This is a genomic window from Paenibacillus algorifonticola, from assembly GCF_000971975.1.
GTDB classification, from domain to species: domain Bacteria; phylum Bacillota; class Bacilli; order Paenibacillales; family Paenibacillaceae; genus Pristimantibacillus; species Pristimantibacillus algorifonticola.
On sequence record NZ_KQ040787.1, the window covers coordinates 34,090 to 49,113 of the forward strand.

Sequence of the window (15,024 nt, forward strand, 5' to 3'; positions counted from 1 at the left end):
CGACCCCGTTCTCGTCAAAGAAACCGCCTGTCGGACCTTCCGCTCGAAGCGTCGCGAGCGAAATGACAACGGCTGCAGCCTGTTCAACCGAACGTGTGCCTTGAAAGCCGTTTAAGTCGGTTGCTGTGTAACCAGGATCTGCAGAATTCACTTTAATGGCCGTATCCCTTAATTCATAGGCGAAATGGACGGTCAGTGAATTAACGGCTGTTTTGGAAGCATTATAAAGTAAAATTTTGTGATGATAATACTCATATTCAGGATCTGTTTGCTGGGCTAAGGAGCCCAGTCCGCTGGATAAATTGACAATGCGGCCTTCCGGTGCGAGACGTAAAAGCGGCAGCATCGCTTTCGTAACGGCAAACATGCCGAAAAAATTGATTTCGAATGTGTCTCTTAATGCGTTAGTGTCAGTAGTGGACGGCACCAATATTTCCTCAAGCTTGCCGAACGTTGTGCCCGCATTATTAATCAGAATATCGAGTTTGCCGTAGCTGCTTTCCATTTCCTTCGCAGCACGATCAATAGATGGCTGGCTTGTAGCGTCCAGTTCTAGAAAATGGGCATGAATGCCCTCAGATTGCAGCCTTGCTGCAGCCTCTTCCCCTCTTTCCTTGTTCCGCGCGCCAACCAGAATGGTAAAGCCCTGCTGGCCCAATTTTCGCGCCGTTTCAAACCCGATCCCTTTATTCGCACCCGTAATCAATGCAATTGTATCGCTGTTTTTATTCTGCTCTCCCATTGTAAATCCTCCTAATATAAGTTCATTATTATTAGAGCATCAAGCTCCTTGCCCCATAGATAATGTATAATGGATGACAAATGGTAACGAGAGGTATGGTTATACTGGTAGAAAAAGTACTACCCTAAGGTGTAGTGGCGAAGGAGGTATGAAATGGAGCGTTTGACGATCGACCGCCATCAGCAGCTGGCGCAATTTTTACGCAGCCGTCGTGAACGGATATTGCCTGAACAGCTTGGCATACCGCAAGGCGGCAGGCGGCGGACGCCGGGACTGAGGCGCAGCGAGGTCGCGATGTTAGCCGGCATGAGCGTGGAGTGGTATACCTATCTGGAGCAGGGAAGAAAAATTCAAGTTTCAGCGGAGGTTTTGGAAAGCCTAGCACGAGTGCTTCAGCTGGACAAGGATGAGCGCAAGCATATGTTTTTTCTTGCGCACAGGCAGCACCCTCTAGAAGAAAGGCAGCAGGCCGCCTTGATGGTTCCGGGCCTTCAGCATTTTCTTGACCAGATGGAGGCAGCCCCGTCTTATATCATTGATGAGAGAATGAATGTAGTGGCTTGGAATGCTGCTTTCCGTGCCGCATACGGTGATTATCAGCTGATAAATGAGCGAGAGCGCAATCTGGTATGGGTGACTTTCACCTCTCCTACTTTTCGAAAGCTGAAGGGCGAGCATTGGGAACAGGCCGCGTGGAGCTGCTTGGCGCAATTTCGTGCAGGCTATGGACGCAGCACCGAGGATTTATGGTGGTCCGAGCAAATCAAGGAGCTCAGCGGCATTAGTGAGGAATTTAATGAAATGTGGAAGCGCCAAGAGGTTCTTTATGCGCCAGAGGGACATAAAGTTATTTTTCATCCTATAGAAGGGAAAATGGTTTTTGAATATCTTGCCTTTCGGATGGATGTTTCACCGGAATTGCAAATTATTATTAATACGCCCGTGAAGGGAACCGAAACAGACGAGAAGATCAGAAGGCTTGTTGCAAAAGGATAAATCGAATACAGCATTCATCTGACAGGAGGAATTGAAATGGACCTGGGTATTCATGGAAAGCGTGCCATTGTGACTGGAGGAAGCAAAGGGATTGGACTTGCCACCGCATTGCGACTGGCGGCTGAGGGAGCGGAAGTAGCGATAGTGGCCAGACAGGAGGGACCGCTACAAGCAGCAGCAGAACGGATTGAGCAAGCGACAGGCAAAAAGCCGCTGATCATCTCCGCTGATGTGTCGGTCGAGGCTGAAGTGCAGCGTGCAGTCGCTGAGGTGGTAAAGCAGTTTGGAGGTGTCGATATTCTTGTAAACAATGCAGGGACGTCGGCAGCGCTTCCGTTCGATAAGGTGGAGCCTGATGCATGGGCAGCCGATCTTGACCTTAAGCTGTATGCGGCGATTCATTTCACGCGCGCGGCACTTCCTTATCTCCGTGAGGCAGGAGGCGGCGCCATCGTAAATGTGACGGCGATCGGCGGCAAGACACCAGCAGGCTCCTCGCTGCCAACTTCGGTCAGCCGCGCGGCAGGTCTTGCGCTGACGAAAGCGATGAGCAAGGATTTGGCGGGCGATGGGATCCGGGTGAATGCTGTCTGTATCGGCCTCATTCGCAGCGATCAAATTGAACGCATGTGGAAACGGACGAGTCCCGATCTATCGTGGGAGGAGTTTGCGGCAAGCCCGTGGCATGATATTCCGCTCGGACGCATCGGCAATCCAGAGGAAGCAGCGAATGTGATTGCGTTTCTCGTCTCGGAAGCGGCTTCCTTCGTTACGGGAACTTCCGTCAATATTGACGGCGGCAAGGCAGCGGTGCTGTAGCTTCGTTTTAAAATAAACCCGGCATCGGCCATCATCTCTCCTTATGTATGTAAGCTGAAAGGTTGGCCGCGACTTATTTCTTCGCAGCCAACCCTTCTAAACTTCTGCTGCCGCTGCCATCGTCTGGTTGCGGCCAGCGTTTTTTGCTTCTTCCGACCTTCATATATGGTCAAAAGCTTCTCCTGCGCTTGCGCTTCCTTTGGGCAGCCATCATGGCAGCATTTTGCTTGTTCAAGATTAGGATGCTTGCTTTTTTGATATATCTATAATAAAATTAAGATGATAATGATTATAAATTGAGAATTTGCAAGCCCGCAGGACGATGCAAAGGAGGCTCATGAGCGATGAGCAAACTGGACAATCAAATGGATAAAATTAACCAGCAGCTGAAAGCGAAGGGCTACAAGCTGACGCATCAGCGCGCGATGACTTTAAGAGTGCTGTTGGAGAACGAGCAGGATCATCTCAGCGCAGAGGACGTATATATGCTGGTCAAGAAGACATACCCGGAAATCGGGTTGGCGACGGTTTATCGGACGCTTGAGCTGCTTACCGAGCTGCACATTGTTGAAAAAATGAACTTTGGCGATGGCGTTGCCCGCTTCGACTTGCGTGACGATAGCCAAGAGCATATGCATCATCATCTGATCTGCGCCAAGTGCGGCGTGCTGAAGGAAATTCAAGAGGATTGGCTGCTTGAGCTGGAGCAGCGCGTACAGCGCGAATTCGGTTTTACGGTTACCGACCACCGATTGGATTTCACCGGTCTGTTCCAAAGCTGCAGCGCCGGAGAATGCAAGCGAGGCAAAGATACGAAAGCTAGTTAATTGCTAATTTTATGGAGAAATGCATGCATAGAAGCCAGCTATGGCCTGAAAAACGCTGAATCGACCAAATAAAGGTGATTCAGCGTTTTTTTTTACGGCATATTTTTATTTGGTATTGATAATAAGCCTTAGTAAACCGTTATATAGGTATAGGACTTGCGGCTTAAACTACCAGTTAAGAAGGTGACAAAAACATGAAGACTATATTGGTAGATAATGAGCCTCTGGCGCTTAAGCTTCTGGAAGAGGAGCTGGGCAAAATCGGGGGCATCGATGTTGTGGGTAGTTTTTCTAATCCTGAACTGGCGCTTCAGCATATTTTAGCTGAGCCTCCGATCGCTTTATTTTTAGATATTGATATGCAGGAGATTAACGGGATGCAGCTTGCGGAGCAAGTGCTTCAGCAATTTCCGGAAGTTATGCTTATTTTTTTGACTGAGCAGGAGAAGTATGCGGTGAAAGCATTTGAGCTTAGCGCTCATGACTATATTATGAAGCCTTTCAGCCATGAGCGGTTGTGCGTAACGGTTGAAAGGCTATTAAAACGGGCCCGGATGGCGCCTCCTACTGTTCCATCTGTATCTGGCCCCGCTCAAATGATCCACTGTTTTCGATCGCTGCGTATCGGCCCGAAGAGCGATGAAAGCGTTACACTTAAATGGAAAACCTTGAAGGCACAGGAGCTTTTCGCCTATTTGCTGGAGCATCGCGGAAAGCTGATACGCAAGCAAGATTTGCTTGATCAGCTGTGGCCGGAAATCGATTGGCGGAAAGGCACTTCCCAGCTGTATACGGCGATTTATCAAATTCGGCGAATGATGCGTGAAGAGGGTGTCGGCATCCGGATCGTTAATCGTGACGAAGGTTATACGCTGGATTTGAATGGCGTACTGCTGGATACGGAGGAGTGGGAGCGGAAAATCAAGAGAATCCCACCGTTAACAGATGAAACACTCGAGCGGCATCAGCAGATGCTGGAAATGTACCCTGGCGACTACTTGCAGGAATATTCGTATGAATGGGCCGAAACGGAGCGTCGGCGGCTTCGCACCGTATGGCTGCGCCATGCCCAGCACATTGCCCAGCATTATGACTCCATTGGCAATGAGGCAAAGGCAGCCCAGCAATATTTGCTCATTCAAAAACAGCTGCCCTCCGAGGAGCGGATTTATTTTGAGCTGATGCGTTTGTATGACCGGATGAATGAGCGGTTTGCTGTGCAGCGGCAATACGACCAGTTAATGCTTATGCTTAAGCAGGAGTTTGATGCCGAGCCGCTGACATCGGTGCAGCAATGGTACGATCAATGGCAATACAAGCATAGTCAGCGTTTGTCAGCGCAATAAGCGAATGTAAGCGCAGTACATATGCATAGCTGTTCAATCTAAGCGAACTTCTTTAAGAGTTAATTATAATGGATTAAATTTACTGAAAATTTAAATACTTGCCAATTGAAAAGAGGGAAAGAAATGGGGCATCTCCATGGCACCTATGATAGCTCACTAATTATTTTCTCCTACATAATTGCAGTACTAGCGTCATTTGCAGCTCTGGATCTAGCCGAGAAGGTCGGTATTTCCACCGGCCGCAAGCGCTGGCTGGGCATTACGATGGGCGCCGTTATACTCGGAATGGGCATTTGGTCGATGCATTTTGTCGGCATGATGGCCTTCTCCCTGCCGGTCGTAGTAGCTTATGACTTGATCGTTGTACTGCTGTCGCTTCTGGCCGTCATCGTGGCTGCATTCGCTGCACTGTATGTCATTGCAAGGGATGAATTGAAAATCGGCAGGCTGCTGGCAGGAGGTTTGCTGCTGGCTACCGGTGTGTCGGTTATGCATTATATAGGCATGGAGGCTATGCTGATTCAGATTCATTATGATCCGCTGCTGTTTCTGCTTTCTATTTTTATTGCGTTTGCCGCATCCGTTACAGCTTTATGGCTTGTATTCTATTTCCGTAAAACGAGCAAGCAGGCCATGCTCTGGAAAAAGCTAAGCGCAGGCATGATCATGGGAGCGGCTATCGCGGGCATGCATTATACAGGGATGATAGCGGCGACGTTCAGCTCGAATATCAAAACCGCCATCTTTTTTGAAATGGTGCTGGCTAACAAGCTGCTTGCTTACGTCATTACAGCTGGATCGGTGATTACGTGCATGATGTCGCTGTTGGTCCTGTTTGTCTCCAAACGGCTGGAGAGCAAGGAAACGCAGCTCGATGAGCATGAGAAGTGGTACAAATCGTTGTTCGACAACAATTTGGATGGCATTATTTCGGTTAATATTCAAGGCGAGATTATCGGCTTTAATCCAGCGGCATTGGAAATTACAGGTTTAACTAGCGAGCAGCTGCTCCATCAGCCTATTAAGCTGCTTTTGCCATATATTGCGCCAGACCAGCTGGATCATACAGTAGCGATGTTTACAAAAGCTTTTCAGGGCGAAGCCCAGCGGTATACTTCTGCCATATTGCGAAATGGCGAGGAGCGCGTAGATATTAGCGTTGTAAGCGCTCCGGTTATTGTGGGCGGCGCTGTTGTGGGGATTTACGTCATCGCCAAAGATATTTCAGAAGAGAAGCAAGCGGAGGAGAAGGTAAAATATTTGGCCTTTCACGATGAACTGACAGGCCTGCCGAACCGCAGGATGTTCAATAAAGTGCTGGATGAAGAAATTGAGAGAACAAAGCCGGCAGGGGAAGAAATAAGGGAGGACCACTCTATTTTTGCCGTAATGGTGCTGGATATTGACCGGTTCAAAATGATTAATGACTCGCTGGGACATTCTTATGGCGACCTGTTCCTTCAAGAAATGGGCAACCGAATCCGCAGCAGTGTAGACGGTTATAATGTGCTGCTTGCCCGAATGGGCGGTGATGAATTCACCCTGATGGTGCCTCATTCCGATGCAGGCATTGTAACGGAAATTGCCGAGAAAATTATTCATGCCATCCAGCTTCCTTATCGTCTCAAGGAGAGCGACTTTTATGTTTCGGCCAGCATCGGCATTGCCTTATACCCGCAGCACGGGATGGATACTAGCCAATTGCTTAAAAATGCCGATACGGCGATGTATGAAGTGAAGAAAAAAGGCAAAAATGGTTTTCAATATTTTTCAGCCGAACTCAATGACAAGCTGCAAAGCAAAATTGAGCTGGAAGGCGACTTGCGAAAAGCGGTGGAGCTAAATGAGCTTGAGCTTTACTACCAGCCCCAGATCAGAGCCGAGGATGAGCGGATGATTGGCATCGAGGCGCTCGTACGCTGGAACCATCCAACCAAAGGCGTGCTATCGCCAGGCATTTTTATTCCGATTGCGGAGGAGACGGGCATTATTTATGAGCTTGGAACCTGGGTGCTCCGAGAAGCCTGCCGTCAAATGCGGAAATGGCATTTAGCGGGTGGGCCGCTCATTCCTGTATCTGTAAATTTGTCCTCGCAGCAATTTCATCAGCCTTATCTGGCCGATTACGTGAAGGATATTTTACGGGAGACCGGGCTTGAGCCGCATTTTCTGGAGCTGGAAATTACTGAGAGCATGATGATGGACGCTTCGGTATCGACAGCTATTTTGAACCAGCTCAATGAATTTGGCGTGCGGATTAGTCTTGATGATTTTGGAACCGGCTACAGCTCGCTTAGTTATTTGAAGATGTTTCCGATTCACAAGGTGAAAATCGATCGTTCCTTTATTCGCGATATTACGGAAAATGACAACGATAAGGCTATTGTATCCACCATTATTTCGATGGCCCAGCATTTAAATATGGAGGTTATTGCCGAAGGCATTGAAACGAAAGCCCAGCTGGACATTTTAACTGATAAGGACTGCGAGAAAATACAAGGCTATTATTTCAGCCGTCCTTTGTCTGCTATTGATGTAGAAGAGGAATTTTTCATACCTGGTCGCCAAGAGAAAACAGCATTTCATTCCTGATTCAGCAGACAGCGGAGGTGATAAGGTGGACTATTGGAAGAAATCTTTGCCGAACATGTACAAGCAGTTTCCTGAGCCGATTATAACAGTGGGGGAAAATGGCGTCATTCTTCATATGAATGAAGCTGCTAGCCAATATCAGCAGAAGGCTATCCGCGATTTGCTCCCTGGAGCCAGATTGTCAGGGCTGAGACGAATAACGAAGGAGGAGGGTGCAAGGCTTGAGCAATTTTTAAGCCGGCCAGAGGGCACCAGTTCCGAGCGTCATTTTTTATATTTTGACGATTCGGAAGGAGAAGTTATCAGTTGGGAGCTGTACAAGCTCCCTTATGATGCCAGCAACAACAGCTTAGGCAGCCATCTTCTCATTCGGGATCGTTCGGAATCGATTAGGCAGCAGAAGGAAAGCGAGGCTATTAGGGCGCGTTACAACGAGCTGCTGGACTTATACATAGATCCGATTGTCATTCATCAGGACTCCAAAATCGTGTTCATCAACGATGTGGCTGAGCAAACGATTGGCGGGACCAGCGAACAGCTGCTTGGCCAGGATATTTTTCGGTTTATTCATCCAAGTGATTGGGACCTCGTAGCCGAGCGAGTAAAGATGATGTATAAGACGAAGCAGCGCTCCAATATTAAGGATATTCAGCTTATCAGCTTTCGTAATGAGGTTTTTGAGGTCGAAACGATGAGTAAAATGATTGAGCATAACGGCCGTCCAGCGGTTTTGACGATCATCCGCGATAATAGCGCTCGTAAAAAAGCGGAGCGCGAAATGATTCACCAGGCTTTTCATGATTCTTTAAGCGGTCTGCCGAACCGCCGCCAGTTCAATCAGCAGCTCTCGAAAATGATTGAGCGAAGTAGTACCAGCCTTGACGATGCGAGCAAGCAGGTTTCCCGTTTTGCCGTTATGGTACTTGATCTTGATCGTTTCAAAAATATTAACGATTCACTTGGACATGCCTACGGGGATGTGTTCCTGAAGGAGATGGGCAGTCGTATTCAATCTTGTGTTAGAGACAGTGAAACTTTAGTAGCCCGAATGGGAGGAGATGAATTTACGTTATTAATTAATCGCTTTCAGGATGAGCAGCAGCTTGGCTTGCTCGCTGGAAGGATTACGGCTGCCATCCAGCAGCCCTACCGCTTGAAGGATACAGACTTTTACACGACCGTAAGCATAGGAATTGCCATTTATCCGGATAATGGTCAGGATACGGTGCAGCTGCTCAAAAATGCCGATACCGCGATGTATGAAGTGAAGCGCAACGGTAAAAACGGCTATAAGTATTATTCGTGTGAATTTAATGAGCAGCTGCAGCTCAGGCTGGAGCTGGAGAGCGAGCTGCGCAAGGCGATGGAGCGCGAGGAATTCAGATTGTATTACCAGCCGCAAATTAGCTCCATCGACAATCGGATGATTGGCGTTGAAGCGCTGATCAGGTGGGAGCATCCTACAAAAGGCATAATATCGCCTGGTGTATTTATTCCGGTGGCTGAAGAAAGCGACTTGATTTACAGCATTGGCGAATGGACGATGCGCGAGGCTTGCAGGCAAATGAAAAAGTGGCATGATGAGGGTGTTTTTTTCGCATCGGTATCCGTCAATTTATCGGCAAGACAGTTTCTTCAGCCGAATCTGGTTCAGCAAATTCATGTGATTTTAGAAGAAACGGGGCTTGATCCGAGCTTTCTGGTGCTGGAAATTACCGAGAGCATGATGATGGACGCCTCGCATTCCATTGGGATATTAAATGAATTAAATAGCACCGGCGTTAAAATCAGCCTCGATGATTTCGGGACGGGTTACAGCTCGCTCAGCTACTTAAAGCATTATCCAATATATAAGCTGAAAATAGACCGTTCCTTCATCATAGATATTACAACGGATGAGAGCGATCAAGCGATTGTCGCCACGATTATTTCCATGGCCAAGCATTTAAAGATGGAGGTTATCGCGGAAGGCATTGAAACGAAGGAACAGCTTGATTTTCTGACCAGTCATGACTGTAAGGAAATTCAAGGCTACTATTATTGCCGTCCGCTGCCGGCCCAGGTGCTGGAGGAAAAGTATTTAGCGATTCAAGCAGAAAATAATGGCATATGGGGCGATTTGAAGCATTAACGACAGTCTGGTACTGGTAGCTGTTATTCCAAATGAAGGTTCGCTTTTGCTTGTTTGACGCAGTTTTGGCAGACGCAGGACTGGTTGCGCTGTGCAGGCGGAATTTGTTCAAGCAGGCTTTGCGGAACGCGCTCCCGGAAGCACCAGCAGGAGTGGGGCACCAGCCCTGCTTCTATGGCGCAGCCGCCCGGCCCGCCGCATAATGGGCATTCTTTCAAGGCGGTAAGCCCCTTTCCTCTAAGGGTCAAAAAAATTTCAACAAAATACTTGATAATAATAATCATTATTGTTAAAATACATAAAGAAAGAAGGGACCGCAACATCCCTTCCATCAGATCAGTTATTTCGTTTCGAAAGTTCGGCAATCTGTTTCGCTAGCTTCGTGTGCAGCATCTCTGCTATTGCTGACGATATAGATTGATGAAGCGCTACATTTGTTGTCATCTACCCAATGACGGCAAGAGTCGACTTCGCACAATACGTCTTTAGCCATTACTATCACCTCCCATGGTTAGTAGTCGGTGCACAAATATAAAGCTTATGGACCTCTTATTGGCGTAAGAGGTTATTTGTGCTTTATAGATAGTTACCCGTCTAGTTTACCAAATGAAGCCATCATTTACAACCTGTCCAATCAAGCAGCAGGCATGATCTATTAGGAGCTGTAAGGCTTGCCCTCTATGTAATAAGCATTCTCGCTGTAGGTCCGGAATGCTATTTCTGCTTCTCCCGACTCAAGCTTCTCCATATAACGGTGTACAATAGCGGCAAAGCGGTCCCGAACCTCTTGTCCGCGTTCAAACCAGCCAATTTCAATAAAAGGGAACGAACGATCATGCGCAAGCCCTCCATAAATGGAAGTGGTTGCGAGGCATTCTATCGTGAAATTATCTACTCCGCAATCGCAGAGGACGGCGAGCTCTTGAACGAGCTCAGGAGCGATGCTGCGCAATTCTGGTGCAGGTACACCGCGAAATAATAAGTGAGGCATTTCAAGTTCTCCTTTCAGTAAGCTTCTATATAATTTGAACGATTGATTAGCATGAGGACACTGGTCGCCACTGCGAGAAAGGTTGGACTTCCAGCCTTGCAGTCTATTATAAAGCAAGTTATCTTTATCTTAACAGAAATTTCTATTTAGCGGGGTTCATTGCAAGGAAAGGATGTAAGACGATGAAAACAATAACGATGGCTGAAGTCGTTGCCAAGCAGCGGAAATGGTTCGAGAGCGGCAAGACACGCTCGGTTGATGCGCGTATTCAGAAGCTGGAAAAGCTGCGCGAAGTGATGCAAAAGCATGAGCAGAAGCTGCTGGCAGCTTTAAAGATGGATTTAAATAAATCGGAGTTTGACGCATATGCGATGGAGCTTGGCCTCATCTATACGGAGCTTAGGCATACGATTAAGCATATAAGGGGCTGGGCGAAGCCCAAGCGTATCAAAACAGCGATGACGCATATTGGCAGCACCAGCAAAGTCATTTCCGAGCCATATGGCGTTGCAGCCGTTATTGCGCCATGGAACTATCCGGTGCAGCTTGCACTTGTGCCGCTCATTGGAGCGATTGCAGCCGGCAATACCGTTGTTTTGAAGCCATCGGAGCTGGCGCCGAATGTAGCTGACACATTGGCGATGATCGTAGCAGAAGCCTTTGAGCCGGAGTGGGCAACGACGGTATTAGGTGATGCCAAGGTTAGCACGGAGCTGCTGGCTGAGAAGCTCGATTATATCTTTTTTACCGGGAGCGTTGGCGTGGGCAAAATCGTAATGACGGCTGCTGCCAAGCATTTGACGCCGGTTACGCTGGAACTGGGGGGCAAGAGCCCCTGCATCGTGCATAAAGATGCAAACCTGGCACTCGCAGCGAAGCGGATTGCATTCGGCAAGTTTACAAACGCTGGACAAACCTGCGTTGCACCGGATTACTTATTCGTTCATCAAGAGGTAAAGGAGCGCTTCGTCAAGCTGCTGAAGGCTGCGATTGAAGAGCTGTACGGCAGCGAGCCGCTCCAAAATGACAGCTACACGCATATTATTAGCGATCGGCACTTTGCAAGGCTTGCCGACTTTATGAATGACGGACGCATTATAATTGGCGGAGACAAGGATGCTGCCCGCCGGGTCATTGCGCCAACGGTACTGGAAGGCGTGGATTGGCAGGCGCCAGTTATGCAGGAAGAAATTTTTGGCCCATTGCTTCCGCTCATTTCGTTTCATTCGATTGAGGAGGTTATGTCGGCCGTTGCCGCGCGTTCGCACCCATTAGCGCTGTACTTGTTTACAGAGAGTACGGAGGTGCAGCGCCGGGTTACGAGGGAGCTGTCGTTTGGAGGCGGCTGCATCAACGACACCTTAATGCATATGGCATCGCCGCATTTGCCGATTGGTGGAGTGGGGGACAGCGGCATGGGCAGCTATCACGGGGAGAAAACCTTTTATACGTTCTCTCATCAGAAAAGCTTGCTTAAACAAACAACGCGCTTCGATATGCCTTTCCGCTATCCGACGTCCAAGTGGGGCAAGAAGCTGATTCGCAAGCTGCTCAGATAATTGCAATCGTAAAACCTCCTGAATTTTAGGAGGTTTTTTTAATACAACGAAAACTTTACTGATTAGGCGCCTCCTATATGAAATTTATGGAAAATGAGGTAGGATATATGGACAAACAATAGGACGGAAAAGAGGTCGCATCGTGAAGCTAACGCCAGAGCAATTGTTGAGAATCAGCAAAGGAGATACGGAAATAGCCGCTTTTATCACGATGTTAACTCGGTCAACATTCAAAAAACAGCAGCAAGCCCCCATCAAGCGACGGCTTACGTAAACCAACGAATCTGCAACTTGAAGATGTGCCCAGCCTAGCCTATGAAAAACGTCAAGTATTTGATCTGCCAGCACCTCGTGTTGTGGTGACAGAACATCGAATTTCTATACTATTGTGTATAGTAGTTTCGATAAAGTAACGATAGAAAGGAATGTGGCTCTTGAAGAAGCTAGGGCAGTTGAATACGCTGCGCAACCAGATATTAATTGGATTTATGCTTGTTATGGTTATCGTGCTGGCGTCGGTCGGCTACTTTATGTATGGCCAGGTTTCCGTGCTCTTGCGAAACAGCGCGGAGAAGCATATTCAACAGACTGCCGTTCAAGCTATGGGGAAGCTTGATGTGCTTCTGGGACAAATCGATACGCTTACCGCGCAGGTGGCTACGAATGCGTCTATCCAGCGATTATTGACGCAGGAAATCGCTGGCAAGCCGATCCGCTTTGAGGAACGTCAGTCGCTGCAGCAGGAAGCCCGAAAATATGAAGCGTATGTCACGGGGATCCGAGCGCTTGAAATGTACAGCAGCGATTATAGAAGGCTGTTTCCGCTAGATGATATTAGTCTGGAAAGCCGGGTGCCGAAGGAATGGATTGGCCAAGCAGATAGCGGCAAAGGACGCTTGGTTTGGCTCGGCTTTGACCCACAGGATGCAAACGTTGTCATTGCTATTCGCCATATTCGCTTAGTGGACCGTTCTTTCATCCATGCTGGCTATTTAGTCGTTCATATTGAAAAAAGCTATTTTGAGCTCACAGATGCCGTAGCGGAAAATGAGAATGAAACGCGGGAGCATATGGCTCTATTTGATGGAGCGGGCCAAGAAATTTTTTCTGATTTAGCTATGGATGCAAGTGAGGAAAATATTCTTGATCATGGAGGAGAAGCGATTACGGTGGGCAATGAATCGTATATTGCGATTGAGCAGCAATCGAAGGAAACGGGGTGGAAGCTGGCGATATTGACACCTGTAAATTATGCAACGGCAGGTATTTCAGTTCTACGGACTGCTATTCTTGTATCCGGCGCGGTCGGGGGATTGTTGTTTCTGGTATTGAGCTTTATTTTGTCAACGATGATTACCAGACCGATATTAAACTTGATTAAAGCGATGCGCGGTGCCAGATTTGGCACGTTGAAAACGAACCCGAATACCTCCTCAACCATGGAAATCAATGAGCTCAATAACACATATAACCAAATGGTCGATTCCTTGAATGAACTAATTGAGGTCGTCTACCAGAAGGAAATTATACAGAGTCGAACTGAACTGAAAGCGCTGCAAGCCCAAATTAATCCTCACTTTCTGTTTAACACATTGGAAGCGTTTTATTGGGAGCTTGATGATAAAGGGGAAGAGGACCTTGCGCAAATCGTAGTCGCCATGTCAGGCTTGTTCCGTTATGTGATCAACCGAACTGAGGATGATGAGTGGGTTACGATAGGTGATGAATTGGATCATGCGGAACGTTATTTAAGAATCATGGAGATGCGGATGGTGGATAGACTGTCGTGGCGAATAGAGGCTGCAGAGGCGTGCAGGACTGTACCCGTGCCCAAACTATTAATTCAACCGCTCGTAGAAAACGCTATATTGCATGGAATTGAGCAGCGGGTCGGGCCGGGGACTGTCGTCCTTCGTGCCGAGCCTTCAAGCCGGGAAGGGTTTACGCGAGTGATTATAACTGACGATGGACCGGGCATGGATGCAGCCGCAGTGGAGTCTCTCCAAGCATTTATGAAAGAAGGTTATGTGAGCGGCTCCAAAGGTACAGGTGTTGGCGTGTCAAATGTGGAGCGTAGATTGAGGCTTTATTATCATGCGGCTGGAAGCGGGCTGGATATTCAGAGCGAGCCTGGTCGCGGAACTTCCGTTACGTTTGAAATACCTGATAGACTGGAAAGGATTGGAACAAATGAAGACCATCTTAATTGTGGATGATGAACCTAGAACAAGGCAGGGAATTCGTAAAACGCTGGAAGCGTGGTTCTGCGGCCGGCATCGGATCGAAATGGCATCCAGCGGAGTGGAAGCTTTAGCTTGGTTGCAGCAAAATGAAGCTCATCTGCTCGTAACCGATATTAGAATGCCAGAGGTGGGAGGTCTGGAGCTGGTCGAACGATTAAGCGCTATGACACCTCCCCCTGTGGTTATTGTCATTTCCGGGCATCCTGAATTCGATTACGCTCAGAAAGCACTCCAGCTTGGGGTCGTCTCTTATTTGCTAAAGCCATTGGATAAAGAAAAATTAGTGCAAGCAGTCGAGCTGGCTTTGAAAAGGGAAGAAGAGATGAGCCGGATGGTAAGAATGGAGAAGCTTTTTGACCCCAAACTACTGGGGACGGTGCAAAAGGAGAAGCAGTACAGCGTTCAGGTGCGTGAAGCGCTCCGCCATATCGATGATCATCTGAGCGAACAGGTATCCATGCGTGCAGTGGCAGATCATTTGCATATGAATGCCAGCTACTTCAGCGTTCTGTTTAAAGAGCAGACAGGCCTCACCTTCAGCGACTATTTGAGTCGCAGACGAGTGCAGCGGGCCAAGGAGCTGCTGGTCAATACGAGAGACTCGATAGCGGAAATTTCAGAGCAGGTGGGCTACCAAACAGCAAAATATTTTGTCAAAGTGTTTCGTTCCATAGAGGGCACTAGTCCAGGACAGTATCGTCAAAACGTCTCTAATTCAGAAAAAAGCATCCAATAATTATGGTATTACTCCCAATGCTTATGTCCTTACGGCTTGCGA

13 protein-coding genes are annotated in these 15,024 nt (G+C 48.0%); 9 read left to right on the top strand and 4 right to left on the bottom strand.

The genetic code is table 11. The features are described from left to right. Positions 1 to 742: SDR family oxidoreductase (locus WH37_RS06620; RefSeq protein ID WP_156182249.1), on the bottom strand; the 742-nt coding region annotated here is incomplete at its 3' end. Between the two features lie 153 nt (positions 743 to 895). Here WH37_RS06620 and WH37_RS06625 point away from each other — a divergent pair. The 6 genes from WH37_RS06625 to WH37_RS06650 all read left to right on the top strand — a co-directional run bounded on the left by WH37_RS06625 (position 896) and on the right by WH37_RS06650 (position 9,453). Then, positions 896 to 1,738, top strand: a complete 843-nt coding sequence (locus WH37_RS06625) for a helix-turn-helix transcriptional regulator (protein ID WP_046229794.1) — start codon at positions 896 to 898, stop codon at positions 1,736 to 1,738. Positions 1,739 to 1,774: 36 nt separating this feature from the next. Continuing rightward, positions 1,775 to 2,557, top strand: coding sequence for an SDR family NAD(P)-dependent oxidoreductase (locus WH37_RS06630; protein WP_046229795.1), 783 nt, complete (start codon positions 1,775 to 1,777; stop codon positions 2,555 to 2,557). A 344-nt stretch (positions 2,558 to 2,901) separates the two neighbouring features. Next, the gene (gene fur / locus WH37_RS06635; protein ID WP_046229796.1) at positions 2,902 to 3,384 is read left to right on the top strand and encodes a ferric iron uptake transcriptional regulator; all 483 of its coding nucleotides are present in this window, start codon (positions 2,902 to 2,904) and stop codon (positions 3,382 to 3,384) included. A gap of 194 nt (positions 3,385 to 3,578) precedes the next feature. Next, entirely contained in the window at positions 3,579 to 4,730 is a 1,152-nt protein-coding gene (locus tag WH37_RS06640) for a response regulator (protein ID WP_046229797.1), read from the top strand. Positions 4,731 to 4,853: 123 nt separating this feature from the next. Next, positions 4,854 to 7,322 carry a bifunctional diguanylate cyclase/phosphodiesterase gene (locus tag WH37_RS06645; protein WP_046229798.1) on the top strand — a complete coding sequence of 823 codons (2,469 nt, stop codon included), beginning with the start codon at positions 4,854 to 4,856 and terminating at the stop codon, positions 7,320 to 7,322. A 25-nt stretch (positions 7,323 to 7,347) separates the two neighbouring features. Then, positions 7,348 to 9,453 carry a putative bifunctional diguanylate cyclase/phosphodiesterase gene (locus tag WH37_RS06650; protein WP_052736850.1) on the top strand — a complete coding sequence of 702 codons (2,106 nt, stop codon included), beginning with the start codon at positions 7,348 to 7,350 and terminating at the stop codon, positions 9,451 to 9,453. A 23-nt stretch (positions 9,454 to 9,476) separates the two neighbouring features. Here the strand turns inward: WH37_RS06650 and WH37_RS06655 are convergent, their stop codons facing one another. The 3 genes from WH37_RS06655 to WH37_RS06660 all read right to left on the bottom strand — a co-directional run bounded on the left by WH37_RS06655 (position 9,477) and on the right by WH37_RS06660 (position 10,444). Continuing rightward, positions 9,477 to 9,671, bottom strand: coding sequence for a cysteine-rich CWC family protein (locus WH37_RS06655; protein WP_052736852.1), 195 nt, complete (start codon positions 9,669 to 9,671; stop codon positions 9,477 to 9,479). 122 nt (positions 9,672 to 9,793) lie between these two features. Then, entirely contained in the window at positions 9,794 to 9,946 is a 153-nt protein-coding gene (locus WH37_RS34475) for a DUF1540 domain-containing protein (protein ID WP_074905010.1), read from the bottom strand. A 162-nt stretch (positions 9,947 to 10,108) separates the two neighbouring features. After that, complete coding sequence (locus WH37_RS06660; RefSeq protein WP_046229799.1) at positions 10,109 to 10,444, bottom strand: DUF1904 family protein; 336 nt, start codon at positions 10,442 to 10,444, stop codon at positions 10,109 to 10,111. A 182-nt stretch (positions 10,445 to 10,626) separates the two neighbouring features. On the opposite strand from WH37_RS06660, the gene WH37_RS06665 reads away from it, so the two are divergent. The 3 genes from WH37_RS06665 (at position 10,627) to WH37_RS06675 (ending at position 14,982) form a co-directional block, all read left to right on the top strand. Beyond that, a complete protein-coding gene (locus WH37_RS06665) occupies positions 10,627 to 12,003 on the top strand; it encodes an aldehyde dehydrogenase (protein WP_046229800.1) in 1,377 nt (458 codons plus the stop codon). A 434-nt stretch (positions 12,004 to 12,437) separates the two neighbouring features. Further along, the gene (locus WH37_RS06670; RefSeq protein WP_046229801.1) at positions 12,438 to 14,219 is read left to right on the top strand and encodes a cache domain-containing sensor histidine kinase; all 1,782 of its coding nucleotides are present in this window, start codon (positions 12,438 to 12,440) and stop codon (positions 14,217 to 14,219) included. Next, positions 14,194 to 14,982, top strand: a complete 789-nt coding sequence (locus WH37_RS06675; RefSeq protein WP_046229802.1) for a response regulator transcription factor — start codon at positions 14,194 to 14,196, stop codon at positions 14,980 to 14,982. The genes WH37_RS06670 and WH37_RS06675 overlap by 26 nt, the downstream gene beginning before the upstream one ends. The last annotated feature ends 42 nt before the right edge of the window (positions 14,983 to 15,024 follow it).